We start from the raw sequence: 21480 nt of genomic DNA on the forward strand, positions 1-21480 counted from the left end.
GCCCGGCGATCGCGTCGGACCCTTCCCCGCGGGGAAGGGTCGGGGGCGTCACTCGAGGATGTCCTCGAGGTCCAGCTCCAGATCCTCCAGCGCGGTCGCGGCGTCCTCTTCGCCGGTCAGCACCGAGTGGACGGCCGAGAAGAACGCCGTCGAGACCTCGTTGTAATCCTCCTGCGTCGGCGCGGACGGGCGCGGCACGGCGGAGAGGAACACCTCTTCCCAGCGCGGGATGATCGGCTGCTGCTCGGCGATCTCGGGATCGGAGTAGAGCGACTGGATCGTCGGCAGGTTGGTGGAGTTCAGCGCGCGCATCTTCTGCGCCTCCTCCGAGGCGAGATACATCGCCAGGTCGGTCGCGATGTCGATGTTGTCGCCGTACTGGGACACCGCGATGTTCCAGCCGCCCAGCGTCGCGGCCGAGCCTTCGCCGCCCGTAGGCAGCGTCGTCACGTCGAACAGGCCGGCCACCGCCGAATCCTCGCCGTTGCCGAGGCTATAGGCGTAGGGCCAGTTGCGCATGAAGGCCGCGTTGCCGGTCTGCCAGACGCCGCGGGCCTCTTCCTCCTGGTAGGAGACCACGCCGTCGGGCGCGATCGTGCCGACCCAGGACGCCGCCTGCTCGAGCGCGGCGACCGCCTGCTCGTTGTTGATCGAGATCGTGCCGTCGGCCTCGACGATCTGGCCGCCGCCGTAGGACTTCACCCATTCCAGCGCGTTGCAGGTCAGGCCTTCGTAGGAATTGCCCTGGAAGACGAAGCCCCAGAACTCGCCGTTGCCGTCGTTGCGCTCGCCTTCCTGGATGGTCTGCGCCATCGAGGTCAGCTCTTCCCAGGTCTCGGGCGGGGCGTCGAAGCCGTACTTCTCGAGCATGTCGGTGCGGTAGTAGAGCGCCGGCGCGTCGGTATAGATCGGCATCGCGACCAGCTTGCCCTCCACCGTCTGCGACTCGATGATCGAGGGGAAGTGGTCGTCGATGACGTCGGCCGCGGCCTCGGACAGGTCCACGAAATGCTCGGCCAGCTGCGGGGCCCAGATCACGTCGGTCTGGTAGAGGTCGATGTCGCCGTTCCCGGCGGCGAGCCAGAGCCGGTACTGGCCGAACTGGTCGGTGGTCGAGGCGGGCATCGGAACCAGCACGGCGGTATGTCCCGTGCGCTCCTCCCACGGGGCGACGATGCGGTCGAATTCCTCGATGGCGTTGCCGACGGCGCCGGAGACGACGGTGATCTCCTCGGCGGCGGCGACGGTGCCGAGGCCGGCCAGCGTGATCGCGAACGCGGTGGTGGACCGCAGCGAGGCGGCCCGGATCGATTTGGTCATGTAGTCCTCCCAGAATTCGGCGGGCTGGCCCCGCCTGTCGAAGACGCGCGGACCGGGGCGGACCCCGAGCCGAAACGTTTCGGGTGGAGTAAGCGACATCGTGACGATTCTGTCAACGGGTGTCCCCATGGTGATTTTTTCGGGGCGCCGGGCGCTCGTTCCGCGGGGCCGCGACGGAGCCGCGCTCGACGAAGTCGACCGCCGCGGTGTGCTGCACCGCCGGGATCGGGGCGCCCGCGATCAGCCGGGCCAGCCCGTCGGCCAGCGGCGCCCAGCTGTCGTAGATCGGCGAGGTCGTGGTGGTCAGCGGCGGCTCGAATCCCGTCGCGGCGAGGTCGCTCAGCTGGTCGTCATGGGCGACGATCGACACGTCGTCCGGCACCCGCAATCCCAGCGCCGACAGGCCCTGCACCAGCCCGCGCGCGATCTTCAGGTGGCTGGCGATCACCGCGGTGGGGTGGGGCGCTGGGCCCGAGAACAGCTTCACCGCCGAGACGAGGCCGTGCTTCTCGTCCATCGAGGCGGTGATGTGCAGCCCGGGGTCGAAGGGCAGGCCCGCCTCCTCCAGCGCCTCGACATGGCCGCGGCGGCGGGCCTCGGAATAGGCCCGCTGGGGCGAGCCGTTGAGAAAGGCGATGCGGCGGTGGCCGTGGCGCAGCAGGTGGCGCGTCAGCACGCGGCCCACCTCGGCATTGTCGATGTCGTAATAGGCATGGGCCGGCCCCCCGAAGAGGCGGCCGTGCACGATGACCGGGATGCCGCGCTGCGCCAGATAGGCGACGCGCCGGTCGTCGGTCACCGGCTCGATCAGGACGAAGCCGTCCAGCCCCCCGCCGTCGATCAGCCGGCGGTAGACCTCGATCACGTCCTCCTCGGGATCGGCCATGTGCAGCACGAACTGCAGCTCGCGGCGCGAGAACTCGGCGCTGAGGCCGCCGATCACCGTCAGGAAGTGATCCCCCGTCATCGAGGCGGGCGTGCCCTGCAGCACCAGCCCGACGATCCCCGACCGGCCCGAGACCAGCTTCCGCGCCGAGAGGTTGGGCTGGTAGGCCAGCTCGCTCGCGGCGGCGAGGACGCGGGCGCGGGTCGCCTCGCTCACGTCCGCATAGCCGTTCAGCGCCCGGCTGACCTGCGTCACCGACAGGTTCAGGTGCCGGCTGAGGTCCTTGAGCGTCGTCATCTGCGTCCTCCCGCTCTCCACCCTTGCGCGACCGAAACGCTTCGGGCAACGGTTTTCCACGGGCCCGAAACGTTTCGGGCCGCGAAATGCGGGAGGACCTCATGAGCAAGAACAGCGATTGGTGGCGGGGCAGCGTCACCTATCAGATCTATCCGCGGTCCTTCCAGGACGATTCGGGCGACGGAATCGGCGATCTGAGGGGCATCACCCGCCGGCTCGACCATGTCGCCGGGCTCGGCGTCGACGCGATCTGGCTGTCGCCGATCTCGACCTCGCCCATGGCGGACATGGGCTACGACGTCAGCGATTACCGCGACATCGACCCGGTCTTCGGCACGCTGGACGATTTCGACGCGATGGTGGCGCGGGCGCACGAGCTGGGGCTGAAGGTCATCATCGACCAGGTGCTCTCGCACAGCTCCAACCGGCACTCGGCCTTCCTCGAGAGCCGGTCCAGCCGCGACAATCCCAAGGCCGACTGGTATGTCTGGGCCGACCCGCAGCCCGACGGCTCGCCCCCGAACAACTGGCAGTCGATCTTCGGCGGGGTGGCCTGGGAATGGGAGCCGCGGCGCAAGCAGTACTACTTCCACAACTTCCTCAAGGAACAGCCGGACCTGAACTTCCACAACAGGGAGGTGCAGGACTGGACGCTGGAGAACGTGCGGTTCTGGCTGGAGCGGGGGGTCGACGGCTTCCGCCTCGACACGGTGAACTTCTACTTCCACGACCGGCATCTGCGGAACGACGCCGCGAACTTCCAGCCCGGCGCGCTGCAGGCGTGGAACCCCTACTACATGCAGTACCACCTCTTCTCGAAGAACCAGCCCGAGAACCTCGATTTCCTCAAGCGCCTGCGCGCGCTGATGGACGAATACGAGGACCGGACGCTGGTCGGCGAGGTGGGCGAGCAGCACCACCCGATCGAGATCATGGGCCAGTACACGACGGGCGGCCGTCTCCACATGGCCTACAGCTTCGAGATGCTGAGCCACAAATGGGATGCCGCCCATTTCCGGCGCCAGGTCGAGGAGTTCTTCCGCCTCGCCCCGGGCGGATGGCCCTGCTGGGCCTTCTCGAACCACGATGTCGTGCGGCACCTGACCCGGTGGGAGAAGCACGGCGCCAGCCGCGAGGCGCTGGCCAAGCTGGGGGCCGCGCTCCTCTTCAGTCTCCAGGGGTCGGTCTGCATGTATCAGGGCGAGGAGCTGGGCCAGACGGAGACCGAGCTGACCTACGACGAGCTGACCGATCCGCAGGGCCTGGTCTTCTGGCCCGAGGACAAGGGCCGGGACGGCTGTCGCACCCCTATGGTGTGGGAGAGCAACGCCCCGAACGGCGGCTTCTCGACCGCCACGCCCTGGCTGCCTGTCAAGTCGCCGCAGCAGGCGGTGGCGGTGGACGCGCAGGGGGAGGGGTCGGTGCTGGACTTCTACCGCCGGATGCTGGCCTTCCGTCGCTCCGAGCCGTCGCTGCGGACCGGCGGGACGACCTGGATCAACACGCCCGAGCCGGTCCTGGCCTTCACCCGCGGGGGCGAGGTGACCTGCGTCTTCAACCTCTCGCCCGAACCGGCGGAGGCGGAGATGCCGTCGACCGGCGAGGTCCTGTTCGCCGAGAAATCGGACCTCGACGGGCGCATGGCGCGGCTGGGGCCCAACGGCGTCCTGTTCCTGCGCCTCTCCTGAGGGCGGACCACAAAAGGGCGGCGGTCCCGCAGGGCCGCCGCCATCCCTTCAGCGCCGGCAGGTGCCGGTGCCGAACGGCCGGTAGAGCGGGCAGGTGCCGAGGGCGGCGGTCAGCAGGAAGATCCCTCCCACGACCAGGGCGAGCCAGAAGGCCGCGCCCGCAAGGCCCGTCCCGAAGGCGAGCCATACCAGCGCCACCGCGATCGCCGCGCGGACGATCCTGTCCGCCGATCCCATGTTCCCGATCATCGGGTTCACTTCTTTTCCCCCGGGCCGGGCCGTCATGGTCCCGGCCGGTCGTCGCGGTCCGACGACAGGGCCCGCGCCTGGTCGCCGGCCGGGTCCTCGTACTGGCCCGAACGCAGGGCCCAGACGAAGGCGACCAGCCCCGCGAGGCCCAGCGTCACCGAGATCGGGATGAGGAAGGCCAGGACGTTCACAGCCGCCTCATCGCGTTGAGCGTCACCGTCAGGGAAGAGGCCGACATCGCCAGCGCCGCCACCAGCGGCGAGGCGTGGCCCGTCACGGCGAGCGGGATCGAGATCGCGTTGTAGGCCAGCGCGAGGCCGATGTTCTGGCGCATCCGCGCCATCGCGCCGCGGGCGGTCCGCAGCAGCAGCGGCACGGCCCCCACATCCCCGGACAGCGCGACCACGTCCGAGGCCGAGCGCGCGGCGTCGAGCGCGCTGCCCGGCGACAGTCCGGCATGCGCCACGGCGAGCGGCCCGGTATCGTTCAGCCCGTCGCCCACCATGAGGACGCGGTGCCCCTCGTCCTGCCGGGCCTCGACCCAGGCGGTCTTGTCCGCGGGGCGGAGATCCGCATGCGCCTCGGCGATCCCCGTCTCGGCGGCGAGGCGGCGCACCGGCCCGGCCGCGTCCCCCGACAGGAGGGCGGTGCCGTAACCGGCCGCGGCCAGCGCGGCGGTGGCGGGGGCCGCGCCGGGGCGCAGCGTCTCGGCCATCGGCAGGGCGACCGGGGCCGTGCCGTCCCGGCCCAGCCACAGCCCGTCCCCCGCTCCGCCCGCGAAGGCGGCCCGGCCGAGCCGCAGGCGCCGGCCGTCCAGCCATCCCTCCACCCCGTCGCCGGGATGCTCGGCGATGTCGCGGACGGGGGCGGGGGCCAGGCCGGCCGCTTCGGCCGCGGCGACGATCGCGCGCGACATCGGGTGCGCGGAATGGCGGGCGAGGCCGGCCGCGGCGGCCAGTGCCGCGTCGTCCGGCCGGACCGCGAGGCGCGGCGTGCCGGTCGTCAGCGTGCCCGTCTTGTCGAAGGCGACGATGTCCACCTCCGACAGGCGTTCCAGCGCGGTCGGCGACTTCACCAGCAGTCCCGCCCGGAACAGCCGCCCCGTCGCCACCGTCGAGACCGCCGGCACGGCGAGGCCGAGCGCGCAGGGGCAGGTGATGACGAGGACCGAGATCGCGACGTCGAGCGCGCGCCAGCCGTCGCCGGTCGCCGCCAGCCAGCCGAGGAAGGTGCCCGCGCCAAGCAGGTGCACGGCGGGCGCGTAGAGCCGCGCCGCGCGGTCCGCGAGCCCGGCATAGCGGGTGCGCTGTCCCTCGGCAGCCGCGATCGTCTCGGCCATCCGGGCCAGCGCCGTGTCGCGCCCCGCGCGCAGGACGCGGACGGTGAGCGCGCCGGTCAGGCAGGTCTCGCCGGCCGCGACGGGATCGCCGGGACCGGCGGGGGCGGGCTGGCTCTCGCCCGTCAGGGCGGAGCGGTCGAGGTCGCAGCGCCCGCTCACGATCTCTCCGTCGGCGGGGAGGCGATCGCCGGGGCGCAGCAGGATCAGGTCGCCGGGGGCGAGATCCGCGGCGGGCACGACGCGCTCGCGCCCGTCCTCCAGCCGGATCGCCTGCGGCACGTCCAGCGCGGCGAGATCGGCGGCGGCCGAGCGGGCGGCGGCGCGACCGGCCGTGTCGAGATAGCGGCCGATCAGCAGGAAGAAGGTCAGCGCCAGCGCCGCGTCGAACCAGCCGTCGTTCGGCGCGAGGTCGAAGGCCGCCGCGAGCGAGGCGAGGCTGGCCAGCAGGATCGCCAGCGCGATCGGCACGTCCATGTTCAGCCGCCTCGCCCGCAGCGCCTGCAGGGCCGAGCCGAAGAAGGGCTGCGCGGCATAGGCGACGGCGGGAATCGCGATGGCGGCAGAGACGAGGTGGAAGACCTGCGCCGTCGCGCCCGTCGCGCCGCTCCAGACCGCGACGCTCAGCAGCATGACGTTCATCATGGCGAAGCCCGCGACGCCGATCCGGGTCAGCAGGTCGCGCGGGGTCCGGTCCGCGCCGGTACGCGCGGCGTCCATCGGCTGGGCGCGATAGCCCGCCTCGGCCAGCGCGGCGACGAGGGTGGCGGCGTCGAGGCCCGGCGCGGTGATCGCCACGCGCTTGCGGGTCAGGTTCACGCGGGCGGCGCGGACCCCCGGGGCGGCGCCGAGCGCGCGCTCCACCCCCGCGATGCAGGCGCCGCAATGGATGTCGGGCAGGTGCAGAAGATGCGTCGTCTCGAGCGCCGGGGCGGGGCGGGCCATCTCGACGCCGGCGCAGGCAGGACAGGCGGCGGTCACGGCGCCACCTCCAGGACGACGGCCCGCTCGAACAGGGTACCGTCCGGCGCGGTGGCGGTCAGGTCCAGCCGCCAGCGCCCGGGGGCGAGGTCGATCGCGACCTGTCCCGCCTCGAGATCGAGGGCGATGTCGTCGCGGGCCTCGGTCGGGCGGCCGACATGACCCGAAAGCTCCGCCGCCGGGGCCGGGGCGCCGTCCGGGCCGGTCAGCGCGACGGTGAGCAGGCCGTCCGAATAGCCCGCCGCCACCTCCCATCCGAGCGCGTCCTGCGCCTCGCGCCGCGCCTCGAAGCTCTGGCTGGCGACGTAGGAATTGGCGACCTCGAGCCCCGGGAATGTCCGGACCGCATTGGTGGCGAGCGCGACGTTCACCGCGATGATGATCCCGAAGCCGAAGGTGAACATGCCCGCGACATGGATGCCCCGAAGTTCGGTCATGGCGTCTCTCTCCCGTTGAAGGTGGTGTCGACGAAGGCGCGCTCGCCACTCTCCCGGTCCTGGGCCCAGAGCCGGACCTCGGTCCGGTCGGCGGTGGCGGGCGCGCTGCCGGGCGGGGCGGTGAGGTAGACCCGCACCCGCCCCTGCGTGTCGGCGGGCACCGTGACGGCGGCGTCCGTGCTGCCCTCGACGCTCAGCGCCAGGCGTCCCGCCATCGCCTCGCCGGTGGCGAGCGCGAAGTCCCGCGCCTCGCCGTGCTTGTTGCGCAGCCGCACGTCGTAGGCGTTGCGGATCGACCCGTCGGACAGGGTGACGAAGGTCGGGTTGCGGACCGGGGCGACCGTCATCTCGATCTCGGGCCGGATGAAAAGGAGCACGACCAGCGCGATCCCGACGGCGGACCAGAGCCCGGCATAGACGAAGTTGCGGGGGCGCATCGCGTGCCGCCAGGCGGCGATCGGCGCGCCGCCCGCCGCCTCGCGCGGGGCGTCGGACAGGGCGACGTAGTCGATCAGGCCGCGGGGCCTGCCGATCCGGTCCATCACCTCGTCGCAGGCGTCGATGCAGAGTGCGCAGGTGATGCAGGCCATCTGCTGGCCGTCCCGGATGTCGATGCCCATCGGGCAGACGTTGACGCAGGCGTTGCAGTCGATGCAGTCGCCCGCCGCGCCCGGGACGGCGGGGGCCGGGGCGGCGGGCTGCGCCACGGCGGTGGCGCCGCGCACCTGCATCGGGATCACCGGCGAGCGCCCGCCGATCCGGGGGCCGGCGGCGCGGGTCGCCGCCTCTGCCGCCTCGGCCCGTTCGCGGCGGCGCAGCCCCTTGCCCCGCGGCTCGCCCCGCCAGTCGCGATAGGCGACCGTGAGCGTGCCCTCGTCCATCATCGCGCCCTGGATGCGCGGCCAGGGGCACATGTAGATGCAGACCTGCTCGCGCATGAAGCCGCCGAAGACGAAGGTCGTCGCGGTCAGCAGGGCGATCGTCGCCCAGGCCACGCCCGGCGCCTGCAGCGTGGCCAGATCGCGGGCGAGCGTCGGCGCGTCGGCGAAGTAGAAGACCCAGGCCCCGCCGGTCGCCACCGCGATCATCAGCCAGAGCGACCAGGTCGTGAGCTTCAGCCGGATCTTGCGGGCGGTCCAGGGGGCCTGGTGCAGCCGCAGCCGCGCGTTGCGGTCGCCCTGCACCCAGCGCTCGACCTTGAGGAAGAGGTCCGTCCAGACGGTCTGCGGGCAGGCATAGCCGCACCAGACGCGCCCGAGCGCCGCGGTGAAGAGGAAGAGGCCGAGCCCGGCCATCACCAGCAGGCCGGCGACGAAATAGAATTCGTGCGGCCAGATCTCGATCCAGAAGAAATAGAAGCGCCGGTTCGCCAGATCGACCAGCACCGCCTGGTCGGGCAGGTTCGGCCCCCGGTCCCAGCGGATCCAGGGGGTCAGGTAGTAGATGCCGAGGGTCACCGCCATGATGACCCATTTCAGGTTGCGGAACCGGCCCGACACCCGGCGGGGGAAGATCGGCACGCGGGCGGCATAGAGGGATTTCGTGGCCGTCATGATGGCTCTTTCGAAGCAGGTCGGCCCTCCCTAGGGCGGGAGGGCCGGGGCGGCCTTGACGTGGATCAACCGGACACGGCCGCGTGATCCTTCGGGGGGCGATACGCTACTCGGTGGCGCCGGCTTCTTCCGCGAACGGCACCTCGTCCGGATCGGACGGTTCGGCCCCGGTCGCGCCCGCCCCTTCGGCCACCGGGGCCTCGCCGACCTGCGCCTCGCCCCCGCCGAGCGCGTGGACATAGGCGGCGACGGCGCGCACCTCGGCCTCGCCCAGCCGCTCGCCCCAGGGCGGCATCACGCCGGAGGGCCCGCGCCGGATGCTGCTGGCGACCTGCTCGGGCGTGTCCCCGTAGAGCCAGATGGCATCCGTCAGGTTCGGCGCGCCGATCGTCCGGTCGCCTTGCGCGTTCTCGCCGTGGCAGGAGGCGCAATTGTCGAGGAAGAGCTGCCCCGCTTCGCCCGCGGCAGGATCGGCGCCACCGGGCAGCGACAGGACGTGGTCGGTCAGCAGGGCGATCTGGTCCCGCTCGAGGATGTCCCCGAAGGCCGGCATCTGGCTGAACCGGGCGTCCGGATCCTCGTCGTTGCGGATGCCGTGGCGGATGGTGAAGGCGATGTCCTCGAGCGTGCCGCCCCAGAGCCACTCGTCGTCCAACAGGTTGGGATAGCCCAGCGCGCCGGCCGCGCCCGAGCCGTGGCATTGCGAGCAGGTGTTGCGGAACACCGCGCCCCCAGCCTGCTGGGCGAAGCCGTAGAGCTCCTCGTTGCGGGGCAGGACGCGCAGGTCCACCTCCGTCAGCGAGGCGAAGAGAGAGGCCTGGCTGGCATCCACCGCCTCGATCTCGGCCGCGACGTCGCCGCGGGTCGACCAGCCGAGCAGTCCCGACGTCGCGCGGTTCACGACCGGCCAGGCCGGGTAGAGCACGACGTAGATCAGGGAGAAGACGACCGTCGCGTAGAAGGTCCAGAGCCACCAGCGGGGGAGGGGGTTGTTCAGCTCCTCGATCCCGTCCCAGACGTGGCCCGTCGTCTCGGTCCCGGTCACGTCGTCCTTGCGCTTGCCGCTCATTGCCGGCCCTCCGGGGTGTCGCCCAGGTGATCGCGGAAGATCGCGCGGGCCGCGTCGTCGTGGAGCGGGCGCGAGCCGGGCCGCCAGGCCCAGGCGAAGACGCCCGCGAAGAAGAGGGTCAGGGCGAGCAGCATCCAGCTGTCGGCGAATTCCCTCAGGATCGAATAGAGGTCCATGTGCGTGGCTCCCTCAGCAATTGGCCTGGCGGCTGGCTTAGCGACTGGCATCGGCCACGAAGGTCGAGAAATCGACCGTCGTGCCGAGCATCTGCAGATAGGCGATGAGCGCATCCATCTCGGTCAGCTCCGGCTGGCCGTCGAAGTTGCGGACCTGCGCGCCGGGATAGCGCTCCAGCAGGCCGTCGAAATCGCCGAACGGATCGACCTGCACGCGGAAGTCGGCGCGGGCGGCCTCGATCATCTCGTCCGTGTAGGGCACCCCGACGAAGGCGTGGGTCGCCATCGTCTCGGCGATCAGCGTGGGCTCGATCGGGGTCCGGGCGAGGTAGTCGTATTTCGGCATCACGCTCTCGGGGACGACCGATTGCGGGTCGGTGAAATGGTCGACATGCCATTCGTCCGAGTAGCGCCCGCCGACGCGGGCCAGGTCCGGCCCGGTCCGCTTGGACCCCCATTGGTGCGGGTGGTCGTACATGCTCTCGGCGGCGAGGCTGTAATGGCCGTAGCGTTCCACCTCGTCGCGCATCGGGCGGATCATCTGGGAATGGCAGACGTAGCAGCCCTCGCGGATGTAGATGTCGCGCCCGGCCAGCTCGAGCGGGGAGTAGGGGCGCACGCCCTCCACCTCCTCGATCGTGTTCTCCAGCCAGAAAAGCGGCGCGATCTCGACGATGCCGCCGATGGTCACGACGAGGAAGGACAGGACGAGCAGCAGCGTCGCGTTGCGCTCGATGATGCCGTGCTTGTCGATCAGCGCCGTCTCGGGCGGCAGCTCGTTCGGAACCTCGCCCGGCGGGTTCACCTTGGGATCGTCCTCGGGGGACGGGACGGAGTCGTTGTGCTTGGTCATGTCGGTTACTCCGCGGGGACGAGGTCTTGGACGGGCCGCGCCTGCGGGGCGCGGATCGTCATCCACACGTTCCACGCCATCAGCAGCGCGCCGGAGAGGTACAGCACCCCGCCGAGGCCGCGCACGACGTACATCGGGAACTTGGCGGCCACGGTGTCGGCGAAGGAGTTGACGAGGAAGCCGTTCGCGTCGACCTCGCGCCACATCAGGCCTTCCATGATCCCGGTGACCCACATCGAGGCGGCGTAGAGGACGATGCCGATCGTCGCGAGCCAGAAGTGCCAGTTGATCGCGGCCATCGAATGCATCCGCTCCCGCCCCCAGAGCTTCGGCGTCAGGAAGTAGAGGCAGCCGAAGGTGATGAGCCCGTTCCAGCCGAGCGCGCCGGAATGGACGTGGCCGATGGTCCAGTCGGTGTAGTGCGACAGCGAGTTGACCGCCCGGATCGACATCATCGGCCCCTCGAAGGTCGACATGCCGTAGAAGGCGAGGGAGGCGACGAACATGCGGATGATCGGGTCGGTGCGGATCTTGTCCCACGCCCCTTCGAGCGTCATCAGCCCGTTGATCATGCCGCCCCAGCTGGGCATCCACAGCATGACCGAGAACACCATGCCCAGCGTCGCCGCCCAGTCGGGCAGGGCGGTGTAGTGCAGGTGGTGCGGCCCCGCCCAGATGTAGAGGAAGATCAGCGCCCAGAAGTGGATGATGGACAGCTTGTAGGAATAGACCGGACGGCCCGCCTGCTTGGGCACGAAGTAGTACATCATCCCCAGGAACCCGGCCGTCAGGAAGAAGCCGACGGCGTTGTGCCCGTACCACCACTGCACCATCGCGTCCTGCACGCCGGCGAAGACCTGCACGGACTTGGAGCCGAGGATGCTGACCGGGATCGAGATGTTGTTGACGACGTGCAGCATCGCGACGGTCACGATGAAGGCGAGGAAGAACCAGTTGGCGACGTAGATGTGCCGCTCGCGCCGCTTGATGAGCGTGCCGAGATAGACGGCGAGGTAGACCAGCCAGACGGCCGTCAGCCACAGGTCCACGTACCATTCGGGCTCGGCATATTCCTTGGATTGCGTGGCGCCGAGCAGGTAGCCCGTCGCGGCCAGCACGATGAAGAGCTGGTAGCCCCAGAACACGAACCAGGCCGCGTTCCCGCCCCAGAGCCGGGCGCCCGAGGTGCGCTGCACCACGTAGAAGGACGTGGCGATCAGGGCGTTGCCGCCGAAGGCGAAGATGACCGCGCTGGTATGCAGCGGGCGGAGCCGGCCGAAATTGGCGTAGCCCTCGGACCAGTCGAAATTGAGCTCGGGAAAGGCCAGCTGGAAGGCGATGAAGGTCCCGACGAGGAACCCGGCGATGCCCCAGAAGGCGGTCGCGATCACGCCGTAGCGGATCGGACCGTCGAGATATTGCGCCTCGTCATGGACGGGGGCGGGCTCGCCGATCCGGCCGACCGACCAGACGAGCATGCCGGCCGCGATGACCATGACGAGGAAGGCATGGACCGAATAGGCCAGGTCGTGCCCCCAGTTTGCGGCGATGGCCGCGAAGAGAGCGACCAGCCCGAAGATGACGGGCCTGAGATACTCCATGATGCCTCCTGCGATTCCCGTGCGCCCCGCGACAGCGGGCGGGGCCGGGGGGGATGTCGCATGAGGGCGGGGGGCGCTCCTTGACCTGGATCAAGTGCGCGGCAGGTCGCGGGGCGGGTGAGCTGGCGGCGGAAGGGTGCCACGACCCCGTCCCGGGCCTGACCCCGGACCCCGAGAACGGGGAGGCGCCCGGTCCGTCGAGGTCCGGCTCGCGGCCGGGGCGGCGTCGGAGGGAAGTGCGAGAACCCCGTCCCGGGCTCGATCCGGGGCCCCCCGGGGGGGATGCGGACGGGTCGGCCGCAGGGGGCGATCCCCCCGCGGGCGGATCAGGCGATCACGCCGCCATCGCCGTCATCGCCGGTCTCGAGCGCCAGCGCCTCGAAATCGGGGATGACGATCTCGCGCTTGCCCGGAACCTCGATCAGCCCGTCCTTGCGCAGGGCCGTGATCTGCCGGCTCGTCGTTTCGATCGTGAGGCCGAGGTGGTCGGCCATCGCCTCGCGCGAGAGCGGCAGGTGCAGCGCGACCGCACCCACGGGGCCGTCCCGCTCCTCGATGACCGCCTGCCGGCGGGCGAGGCTGACGAGGAAGGCGGCGATCTTCTCGCGCGCGGTCATCCGGCCCAGCACGACCGCCCAGTCGCGGGCGGCGTCGAGCTCGTCCAGCGTCATCGTCAGCAGCCGCGAGGCGATGTGCGGCAGCTCGCGCACCAGCTTCTCGAAGGCGCGGCGCTCGAAGCGGCAGACGGTAACCTCGCTCAGAGCCTCGACGTCGAAGGGCGAGGTCGCGCGCCCCGGCCGGCCGATATAGTCCGAGGGCATGAGAAGGCCGACGGTCTGGCGCCGCCCGTCCTCGAGCGTGCGCGACATCGTGGCGCAGCCGGCGACGATCGACGAGAAATGGTCGAGCGATTCCCCGGCGGCGGCGAGCGGCGCGCCGGCGGGAAAGGTGCGGTAGCTCTTGATCTCGGCGAGCAGGGCCAGTTCGCGCGCATCGCATTCGGCGCAGACGGCCCGGTGCCGGATCGGACAGGCGGCGCAGGAGGAGATCGGGTCGAGCTTCATGTCCCCCCTCCCTAGCGGGACGGTTGATCTCGATCAATGCGGGTCCGCCCGCGAGGCGTCACCACGGCGCCCATGACACAGGACACCGCCGTCACGCCCTCGTCGCTGCGCGCCGCGCTGCTGACTGCCCGCGTTCCCCGCTACACCAGCTATCCGCCCGCCGACCGCTTCGGCGACCGGGTGGGCCCCGCGGAGGGGGACGCCTGGCTGCGCGCCGTGCCCGAGGGGGCCGAGGTGTCGCTCTACGTCCACGTCCCGTTCTGCCGGCGGCTCTGCTGGTTCTGCGCCTGCCGGACCCAGGGGACGCGCACCGACGCGCCGCTGGACCGCTATCTCGACCATCTGGAGCGCGAGATCGCCGCCGTGCGCGGCCGGCTCGCCCCGGTCCGGATCAGCGCGCTGCACCTGGGGGGCGGAACGCCGACCCTGCTGTCGGCCGACAGGCTCGACCGGCTGGGCGCGATGCTGCGCGCGGCCTTTCCGATCGATGCCGCGACCGAGGTCTCGGTCGAGATCGACCCCACCGAATGCGACGGGCACCGGCTGGACGCGCTGATGCGGATGGGGCTGAGCCGCGCCTCGATCGGCGTGCAGGATTTCGATCCCGTCGTGCAGGCCAGCATAGGCCGCCGGCAGGGCCTGGACGAGACGGAGCGCGCGGTCGCCGGCCTGCGGGCGCGGGGCGTGCGGTCGGTCAACGTGGACCTGCTCTACGGTCTGCCGCACCAGACGCTGCCGCGGCTCGCCCGCACGCTGGCCGCGATCGTGCGCCTCGCCCCGGAACGGATCGCGCTCTACGGCTACGCGCATGTCCCCTGGGTGGCGCGGCGGCAGAAGCTGATTCCCGAGGCGGCGCTGCCGGACCCCGTCCAGCGGCTCGCCCTGGCCGAGGCCGCGCGCGAGATCCTGACGAGCTCGGGCTACGACGCGGTCGGGATCGACCACTTCGCGCGCCCGGGCGACGGGCTGGCGCGGGCGGCGGCCGAAGGGCGGCTGCACCGCAACTTCCAGGGCTACACGACCGACGCGGCCGGAACGCTGATCGGCCTCGGCGCCTCGGCGATCTCGCGCTACGCGCAGGGCTACCTGCAGAACGCCGCCGCCACCGACGCCTGGCAGAAGGCACTGGAGGAGGGGGACCTGCCGGTCGCGCGGGGCATCGCGCTCACCCCCGTCGACCGCACCATCGCCGCCATCATCGAGTCGCTGATGTGCTACGGCCGTGTCGACCTGGCCGCGCTGCCGGACGAGACGCGGCCCTGGGCGCGCGAGATGGCCCTCGCCGCGCTGACCCTCTATCCCGGCGCGGGCGAACTGGCCGGACAGGTGCTGCGCCTGAACGACTTCGCCGCCGCCCGCCTGGTCGCCGCGGTGTTCGACCCCGGCTCGGGCCGGGGCGGACCGCGCTACAGCCAGGCGAGCTAGGCCCGCCGCCGCGCGCCCCGGGCGCGAGCGACACGCCGCGCCGGCCGGACGGACTGGCCGGACGAGCCGCGCGATCGGGAGAGAGCGGGGGACCCTGGAGGCGAGTACCGGAATCGAACCGGTGTGCACGGATTTGCAATCCGCTGCGTAACCACTCCGCCAACTCGCCGCCGAAGGTGCGGCCCTGATAGCCCTCCGTCCGGCGGCTTGCAAGCGGGCGGGACGGGCGAGGCGGGGGCGGGGCGGCCCATCACGTGTTGCCCCCCTGCGGGGGGTGTGGCATCAGGGTCGTGACATTCCACTGACGAGACATGCGAAGGTCCCGTGGCTGATTACGCATCCCGCCGCCGTGTGATGGTCGACACCCAGGTGCGGCCCTCCGACGTGACGAAGTTCCCCATCATCCAGGCGATGCTGAACGTCCCGCGCGAGCGCTACGTGCCCGACGCCGCCCGCGAGGCCGCCTATGTCGGCGACGGCGTGCGCCTGGGCGACGGGCGCGTCCTGCTGGAGCCGCGCACCTTCGCCAAGCTGCTCGACGCGCTCGACGTGGGCCCCGGGGACGTGGTGCTCGATATCGGCTGCGGGCTCGGTTACTCTGTGGCGGTGCTGGCCTGGATGGCGGAGTTCGTCGTCGGGGTCGAGGACGACGAGACCCGCGTGGACGAGGCGCAGGCGACGCTGTCCGATACCGGAATCGACAACGCCGCCATCGTGGTCGGGCCGCTCGCCGAGGGGGCGCCGAAATCGGGCCCCTACGACGTGATCCTGATCGAAGGCGGGGTCGAGCAGGTGCCGCAGGCGGTGATCGACCAGCTCAAGGACGGGGGGCGGATCGCCTGCCTCTTCGCCGAGGGGCGGCTGGGCGTCGCCCGGGCGGGAATCAAGACAGACGGCCGGGTCAGCTGGCGTTACCTCTTCAATGCGGGGGCGCCGCTGCTGCCGGGCTTCGAGAAGGACGTGGCATTCACATTCTGACCGCGGAACCGGCGGATCGGGGGCACAACCCCGGCAGGTCACGGGCCGACGGCGCAACCTCGAGAGGACGGGCATGGGGCATCGTGGCACGGCACGGGGCAGCCGCAGGAGCGGCCGGAACGCATTCGCAACCCAATTCGGACCGGGGCTGAGGCGCGCGGCGTCGGCGGCCCTCCTGGCGCTGGCGCCCTTCGCCGCAGAGGCCGAGACGCTCGGCGACGCGCTGGCCTTCGGCTACGAATACTCCGGCCTGCTGGAGCAGAACCGCGCCCTCCTGCGCGCCGCGGACGAGGATGTCGCGCAGGCGATCGCCGCCCTGCGGCCGGTGGTCAGCTACGCGGCCCAGGCCTCGGTCGGGGCGCCGCTCGGGGGCCTTTCGGATTACCAGATCGACCAGAGCCTCAGCGTCAGCGCCCAGATGACCGTCTATGACGGCGGGGCGAACCGGCTCGCCATCGACGCCCAGAAGGAACTGGTGCTGGGCACCCGCGCCGCCCTCGTCGGGGTGGAGCAGGATGTCCTGCTGCGGATCGTCGTCGCCTACATGGAGATCCGGCGCTCGCAGCAATTCGTCTCGCTGCGGCAGAACAACGTGCGCCTGATCACGCAGGAGCTGCGGGCCGCCGAGGACCGGTTCGAGGTGGGGGAGGTGACGCGCACCGATGTCAGCCTCGCCGAGGCGCGGCTCGCCGCGGCACGCAGCCTGCTGGCGGCCGAGCAGGGGGGGCTCGCCCAGGCGATCGGCGAGTTCCGGGCCGCCGTGGGCCGGGCGCCGGGCGACCTGCAGCCGGTGCCGCTGGCCGACGTCCCCGCGACGCTCGAGGAGGCGCGGGCCATCGCCCTGCGCAACCACCCCGCCATCGAGGAAGCGCAGCGCAACGTCGCGGCGACCGAGCTGAACATCCGCCGGGCCGAGGCCGCGGTGCGGCCGCAGGTCACGGTGAACGGGCGCCTGTCGGCGGATCTCGAGGGTAACGAGAGTGCCTCCCTGGGGCTGAATGTCGGCGGGCCGATCTATCAGGGCGGCGCCATCGCCAGCCAGGTCCGGCAGGTCATGGCGCGGCGGGATGCGGCGCGGGCGGGCCTGCATGTCGTGTCGGACAACGTCGCCCAGAACGTCGGCATCGCCTGGACCGGGCTCGAGGTGGCGCGGGCCAGCGATGTCGCGCTGGCGCAGCAGGTGACGGCGGCGACCGTGGCCTTCAACTCGATCCGCGAGGAGGCGACGCTGGGCGCGCGCACCACGCTCGACGTGCTGAACGCCGAGCAGGAGCTGCTGACCGCGCGGGCCGACCTGATCTCGAGCCAGGTGGACGAGACGATCGCGACATACCGCCTGCTCTCCACGATGGGGCTGCTGACGGCCGAGCATCTGGGCCTTGCGGTGCAGATCTACGACCCGGCCGCCTATTACAACCTCGTCCGGACAGCGCCGTCGGCCCTGTCCGAACAAGGGCGCGCGCTCGACCGGGTGCTGGAGGCGATCGGCGACTGAGACGGGCGCTGCCGGACGGGGAAAACGTCGCCATTCCGCGACATCCGTTTCCCGGCGCCCCATTCGGGCCCTATTCTCGCCGCGAGACTGATAGATCGAGGACACATGTCGGAAATCCGGACCAATGCCGAAATCGAGGACGTCCTGTCCTCCATCCGCCGCCTCGTCTCGAAGGGCGAGCGCGGCGACGCGCCGGCCGCGCCGGCGCAGGCGCCCCGGCTGGTCCTGACCCCCGCGCTCCGCATCGCCGAGGCGCCACGGGAGGCAGAGGTAGAGGCAGAGGCGGGGACAGGGGCCGACGAGCCCCTCGACCTCTCCGTCCTCGATCTCGGACCCCATTCCGATCCGGCTCCGCAGGAGGCGGCCGCGCGGCCGGGCCTGAGGGCCGTTCCCGACGCGCCCGCCGGCCCGGCCCGCGAGCACGCCGAGGAGCCCCCCCGAGCCGGGGAGTCCGACATCCCTGCCGCCGGACCGATGGCGGAGAGGCCCGGCGAGGTCGGGGAAGGGGCCCCGGACGGTGCGGAAGGGGGGGCCGGATCGGCCCCGCCCGAGGAATCCGAAGACGACGCGGCGGCGCTCGAGGCTGCCGCCCTCCGCGCCACGATCGCCGAGCTCGAATCCGCCGTCACCCGCACCGCCGAGGCCTGGGAGCCGGACGGAAGCGAGGTGGAGGGCCGGGACCTGCCCCGCGACTGGTCCCGCGACTGGGCCCGCGACGAGGGGGCGGCCGCCTTCTTCCACTCGCGCCGCGCGCCGGCCCAGCCGGATTCGGAGCCCGTGGCCGAGACCCCGGCACCGGACGCTGTCGCCCCGGCGCTCGACGAGGCCGCCCTGCGCGGGCTCGTCGCCGACGTCCTGCGCGAGGAACTGGCGGGCGAGCTGGGCGAGCGCATCACCCGGAACGTGCGCCGGCTGGTCCGGCGCGAGATCGCGCGGGCGCTCGCCTCGCAATAGGCGCCGGACGACAGGCCGCCGGTCAGACAGGTCGCCAGTCAGACCGGCCGGGCCAGCGCCAGCAGCCGCTCCACGTCCAGCGTCGCCTCGATCTGCGCCGCCAGCGCGTCGAGCGCCGCCTCGACACCCGCGCCATAGGAGGTCGCCCCCGTCCCGGGACTGCCGAGCCGGGCGAGGAACGCCGCGCGGAAGGCGTCGGCGGCGAACATGCCGTGCAGGTAGCAGCCGCGGATCCGGCCGTCGGCGCTCGCCGCGCCCTCGCCCCGCCCGTCGAGATCGAGCCAGGCGCGCGCGGTGTCCGGGCCCGTGGTCTCGCCCATGTGGATCTCGTATCCGGTGAGGTCGAGCCCGCTCTCGCGGTCGCGCGCCTCGGACAGGGCGAGCCGCTTGCGCGGCTGCAGCACCGTCTCGACATCCAGCAGGCCCAGCCCCTCGACCGCACCGGCCGGCCCCTCGATCCCGTCCGGATCGGCGATCCGCCGGCCCAGCATCTGGTAGCCGCCGCAGACGCCCAGCACCGCCCCGCCCCGCCGGACATGGGCGGCGAGGTCGATATCCCAGCCCTGTGCCCGGAAATGGGCGAGATCGGCGATCGTGCTCTTCGATCCCGGCAGCAGGACCAGAGCGGCGTCGCCGGGCAGGGCGCGTCCCTCGGGCACGATCTCGACGCTGACCGCCGGATCGGTGGAGAGCGGGTCGAGATCGTCGAAATTCGCGATCCGGTTCAGGCGTGGCACCGCGATCCTGATGGGCCCGCCGGGACGCGAGGCGATGTCCATGACATCCTCGGCCGGCAGGCGCCACGCCTGGTCGAACCAGGGCAGGATGCCGAGCGGCGCCCAGCCGGTCCGCGCGGCGATCGCGTCCATCCCCTCCGCGAAGAGGGTCGGGTCGCCCCGGAACTTGTTGACGAGGAAGGCGACGATCCTGTCGCGATCCGACGGCGGCAGCACGGCGTGGGTGCCGACGAGCTGGGCGATCACGCCGCCCCGGTCGATGTCGCCCGCCAGCACCACGGGCACGTTCGCCGCCTCGGCAAAGCCCATGTTGGCGATGTCGCCCGCCCGCAGGTTGATCTCGGCCGGGCTGCCAGCCCCCTCGACGAGGACGAGGTCGGCCGACGCGGCGAGGCGGCGGAAGCTCTCCATCACCTTCGGCATCAGGGTGGGCTTTAGCGCGGCGTAGTCCCGCGCCCGGACCGTGGCGAGGCGCCGGCCCTGGACGACGACCTGCGCGCCGATCTCGGTCTCGGGCTTCAGCAGGACGGGGTTCATGTCGGTCAGGGGCGCACGTCCGGCGGCGAGGGCCTGCAGCGCCTGCGCCCGTCCGATTTCGCCGCCATCCACGGTCACGGCGGCGTTGTTCGACATGTTCTGCGGCTTGAACGGGGCCACCGACAGGCCCCGCCGGGCCGCCGCCCGCGCCAGTCCCGCGACGAGGAGCGACTTGCCCACGTTCGAGCCTGCCCCCTGGATCATGAGTGCCCGTGCCATGGCCCCTCGATTAGCCCGGCGCCGCGGGGGGCGCATCCCGTTTCCGACATCCCCTGCGGGGGCCGCGACGCCGCCGCCCGCCCGAACGAAACGCGGCCGCCCAAGGGGACGGCCGCGTTTCGGTTCGGCTGGCGCGCGGCTCAGGCGGCGCGCGCTTCCTCTTCCGCCAGGGCGGCGGCGTGGCGACGCTCGCTCTCCTCGCGCGACAGCGCGACGGAGGTGCGGACGCCGCGCGAGACGAAGTCCATCAGCCCGCCGACGACCCGCTCGTTGGGGTCGATGCCGGCGCAGGTGAGCACCTCGCGTCCATCGCGCGAGCGGGCCCAGCGGGCGATCTGCTCGGGGCCGTTGCCGTACTTCTTGTCATCGGCGATGGCGTCATCCAGAGCGGCAAGGACGACGGCGGCGAACAGCTTGCGGGCGCGGTTGCCCTGCTCGTTGTTGTAGGCGGTGCCGTCGATAAAGTCGGTCATGTTCCGTCCTTTTGTTTTTGCTCTTGTGTGTCGTGGGTCCGGCGCAATATGGCCATTTCGCACCGATTCTGGTGACCTGTTTCGGCATGTCACCTATGCATCCGGTGCATGGCTCAGGGCCCTGACACACGCTATCTGTTGTCGAAAGTGGCGGTTTCCGGCCCAGAGCTAGGGTCGGGACCGACAGCTTCAAGGGATTGCCATGATTTGGTCACATCGGACGCGACGGGATCGGGAAAAGCGACTTGACGTTTTCACGAAATGATGCCGCTGCCCTAGCGTCAGCCGCGATGGAGTCGGCGCGTGTTCACGTGCTTCCCCGGTTCAGGCGGCTGGATCCGGGCGAAATTGCGGAGAAATCGGGGCCGGGCGACCTGGTCACCGTCGCGGACCTCGAGACGGAGGCCGCGCTGACGGCCTGGATCGCGGCGCATCTGCCTTCCGCCCGGGTGGTGGGAGAGGAAGCGGCCGCCGCCGATCCCGCGCTCGCCTCGGGCCTGGGATCGGCCGAGCTTGCCGTGGTGATCGACCCGGTCGACGGAACCTGGAACTTCCGCGTGGGGCTGTCGGTCTTCGGCCTGATCCTCGCGGTGGTGGAGGGCGGGCGTACCCGCTGGGGTGCGATCCTCGATCCCGTGATCGGCGACCGGGTCGAGGCGTGGTCCGACGGGCCGGCGCGGCTGATCGGTGCGGATGGCGCCACCCGCGCGCTGTCCTGCGACCGCCTGACGGACCCCGCGCGGATGTCGGGATTCATCCATACGACCTACGCCCCGGCGGACCGGCGCGGCGCGCTGCACGAGGCGGGCCTGCGCTTCGCCGACATGCGGGCGCTGCGCTGCTCGGCCCACGAGTATCGTCTGATCGCGATGGGGCAGGCGTCGTTCTGCCTGTCCTTCCTGCTCAATCCCTGGGACCATCTTGCCGGCTGCCTCGCGGTGAAGCGGGCGGGCGGCGTGGCCCGGCAGCTGGACGGCACGGCCTACGGGCCGGGCACGATGTCGGCTGCGCCGCTCCTCGTCGCCTCGAACGAGGAGGCGTGGCAGATCGCGTCGGGGATCTTCCGGCCGGCGCTGGGCCTGGACTAGAGGCGCCGTCCTTCCGGGCGGCGCCGGCTTGGGGTCGAAGGGCGGCCCCCCGGACGGCGCCGGG

General features: G+C 71.7%; 20 protein-coding genes and 1 tRNA gene. 6 read left to right on the forward strand and 15 right to left on the reverse strand.

Annotated elements, in window-relative coordinates; genetic code table 11:
• Window positions 1-48: 48 nt before the first annotated feature.
• Together BUE30_RS06315 and BUE30_RS06320 are read right to left on the reverse strand one after the other, a co-directional pair.
• Entirely contained in the window at window positions 49-1320 is a 1272-nt protein-coding gene (locus BUE30_RS06315) for an ABC transporter substrate-binding protein (protein ID WP_073327098.1), read from the reverse strand.
• A gap of 112 nt (window positions 1321-1432) precedes the next feature.
• Complete coding sequence (locus tag BUE30_RS06320) at window positions 1433-2503, reverse strand: substrate-binding domain-containing protein (RefSeq protein WP_073327100.1); 1071 nt, start codon at window positions 2501-2503, stop codon at window positions 1433-1435.
• 101 nt (window positions 2504-2604) lie between these two features.
• On the opposite strand from BUE30_RS06320, the gene BUE30_RS06325 reads away from it, so the two are divergent.
• Window positions 2605-4191 (forward strand): alpha-amylase family glycosyl hydrolase, encoded by a 1587-nt coding sequence (locus BUE30_RS06325; RefSeq protein WP_073327103.1) that lies wholly within the window; start codon window positions 2605-2607, stop codon window positions 4189-4191.
• A 48-nt stretch (window positions 4192-4239) separates the two neighbouring features.
• Here BUE30_RS06325 and BUE30_RS06330 read toward each other — a convergent pair whose 3' ends face one another.
• From BUE30_RS06330 to fnrL, 10 genes are all read right to left on the reverse strand, one after another.
• On the reverse strand, window positions 4240-4440 hold the full coding sequence (locus tag BUE30_RS06330) for a YgaP family membrane protein (protein WP_073327106.1): 201 nt from the start codon (window positions 4438-4440) through the stop codon (window positions 4240-4242).
• A gap of 32 nt (window positions 4441-4472) precedes the next feature.
• Window positions 4473-4631: a cbb3-type cytochrome oxidase assembly protein CcoS gene (gene ccoS, locus BUE30_RS06335; RefSeq protein WP_073327109.1), complete on the reverse strand. Its 159-nt coding sequence runs from the start codon at window positions 4629-4631 to the stop codon at window positions 4473-4475.
• On the reverse strand, window positions 4628-6721 hold the full coding sequence (locus BUE30_RS06340) for a heavy metal translocating P-type ATPase (protein WP_073327750.1): 2094 nt from the start codon (window positions 6719-6721) through the stop codon (window positions 4628-4630). Before BUE30_RS06340 ends, ccoS begins: the two co-directional genes overlap by 4 nt.
• 32 nt (window positions 6722-6753) lie before the next feature.
• The gene (locus BUE30_RS06345; RefSeq protein WP_073327110.1) at window positions 6754-7194 is read right to left on the reverse strand and encodes a FixH family protein; all 441 of its coding nucleotides are present in this window, start codon (window positions 7192-7194) and stop codon (window positions 6754-6756) included.
• Window positions 7191-8747 (reverse strand): cytochrome c oxidase accessory protein CcoG, encoded by a 1557-nt coding sequence (gene ccoG / locus BUE30_RS06350; protein ID WP_073327113.1) that lies wholly within the window; start codon window positions 8745-8747, stop codon window positions 7191-7193. Before ccoG ends, BUE30_RS06345 begins: the two co-directional genes overlap by 4 nt.
• Window positions 8748-8853: 106 nt before the next feature.
• On the reverse strand, window positions 8854-9816 hold the full coding sequence (ccoP, locus tag BUE30_RS06355; RefSeq protein ID WP_073327116.1) for a cytochrome-c oxidase, cbb3-type subunit III: 963 nt from the start codon (window positions 9814-9816) through the stop codon (window positions 8854-8856).
• On the reverse strand, window positions 9813-9992 hold the full coding sequence (locus BUE30_RS06360; protein WP_073327119.1) for a CcoQ/FixQ family Cbb3-type cytochrome c oxidase assembly chaperone: 180 nt from the start codon (window positions 9990-9992) through the stop codon (window positions 9813-9815). The genes ccoP and BUE30_RS06360 overlap by 4 nt, the downstream gene beginning before the upstream one ends.
• A 37-nt stretch (window positions 9993-10029) precedes the next feature.
• A complete protein-coding gene (gene ccoO, locus BUE30_RS06365; protein WP_083601182.1) occupies window positions 10030-10845 on the reverse strand; it encodes a cytochrome-c oxidase, cbb3-type subunit II in 816 nt (271 codons plus the stop codon).
• A 5-nt stretch (window positions 10846-10850) separates the two neighbouring features.
• Window positions 10851-12446, reverse strand: a complete 1596-nt coding sequence (ccoN, locus tag BUE30_RS06370) for a cytochrome-c oxidase, cbb3-type subunit I (RefSeq protein WP_073327122.1) — start codon at window positions 12444-12446, stop codon at window positions 10851-10853.
• 326 nt (window positions 12447-12772) lie between these two features.
• The gene (gene fnrL / locus BUE30_RS06375) at window positions 12773-13510 is read right to left on the reverse strand and encodes a transcriptional regulator FnrL (RefSeq protein ID WP_073327125.1); all 738 of its coding nucleotides are present in this window, start codon (window positions 13508-13510) and stop codon (window positions 12773-12775) included.
• A 72-nt stretch (window positions 13511-13582) separates the two neighbouring features.
• Here fnrL and hemN point away from each other — a divergent pair, with 72 nt between their 5' ends.
• Window positions 13583-14935, forward strand: coding sequence for an oxygen-independent coproporphyrinogen III oxidase (gene hemN / locus BUE30_RS06380; protein WP_073327756.1), 1353 nt, complete (start codon window positions 13583-13585; stop codon window positions 14933-14935).
• Window positions 14936-15030: 95 nt separating this feature from the next.
• On the opposite strand, the gene BUE30_RS06385 is transcribed toward hemN, so the two are convergent.
• Window positions 15031-15104: transfer RNA gene (locus tag BUE30_RS06385), tRNA-Cys, on the reverse strand.
• A 155-nt stretch (window positions 15105-15259) separates the two neighbouring features.
• On the opposite strand from BUE30_RS06385, the gene BUE30_RS06390 reads away from it, so the two are divergent.
• From BUE30_RS06390 to BUE30_RS06400, 3 genes are all read left to right on the forward strand, one after another.
• Window positions 15260-15913: a protein-L-isoaspartate O-methyltransferase family protein gene (locus BUE30_RS06390; RefSeq protein WP_073327128.1), complete on the forward strand. Its 654-nt coding sequence runs from the start codon at window positions 15260-15262 to the stop codon at window positions 15911-15913.
• 73 nt (window positions 15914-15986) lie between these two features.
• Window positions 15987-17408: a TolC family outer membrane protein gene (locus tag BUE30_RS06395; RefSeq protein ID WP_083601184.1), complete on the forward strand. Its 1422-nt coding sequence runs from the start codon at window positions 15987-15989 to the stop codon at window positions 17406-17408.
• Between the two features lie 105 nt (window positions 17409-17513).
• A complete protein-coding gene (locus BUE30_RS06400) occupies window positions 17514-18362 on the forward strand; it encodes a hypothetical protein (RefSeq protein ID WP_073327130.1) in 849 nt (282 codons plus the stop codon).
• Between the two features lie 38 nt (window positions 18363-18400).
• Here BUE30_RS06400 and BUE30_RS06405 read toward each other — a convergent pair whose 3' ends face one another.
• Together BUE30_RS06405 and BUE30_RS06410 are read right to left on the reverse strand one after the other, a co-directional pair.
• The gene (locus BUE30_RS06405) at window positions 18401-19855 is read right to left on the reverse strand and encodes a cobyric acid synthase (RefSeq protein WP_073327133.1); all 1455 of its coding nucleotides are present in this window, start codon (window positions 19853-19855) and stop codon (window positions 18401-18403) included.
• A 140-nt stretch (window positions 19856-19995) separates the two neighbouring features.
• Window positions 19996-20328: a DUF6280 family protein gene (locus tag BUE30_RS06410; protein ID WP_073327136.1), complete on the reverse strand. Its 333-nt coding sequence runs from the start codon at window positions 20326-20328 to the stop codon at window positions 19996-19998.
• A gap of 311 nt (window positions 20329-20639) precedes the next feature.
• Between BUE30_RS06410 and BUE30_RS06415 the strand changes: the two genes are divergently transcribed.
• Window positions 20640-21416: an inositol monophosphatase family protein gene (locus tag BUE30_RS06415; protein ID WP_244526285.1), complete on the forward strand. Its 777-nt coding sequence runs from the start codon at window positions 20640-20642 to the stop codon at window positions 21414-21416.
• Window positions 21417-21480: the final 64 nt, after the last annotated feature.

The sequence above is a fragment of the Wenxinia saemankumensis genome (genome assembly GCF_900141735.1).
GTDB lineage: Bacteria > Pseudomonadota > Alphaproteobacteria > Rhodobacterales > Rhodobacteraceae > Wenxinia > Wenxinia saemankumensis.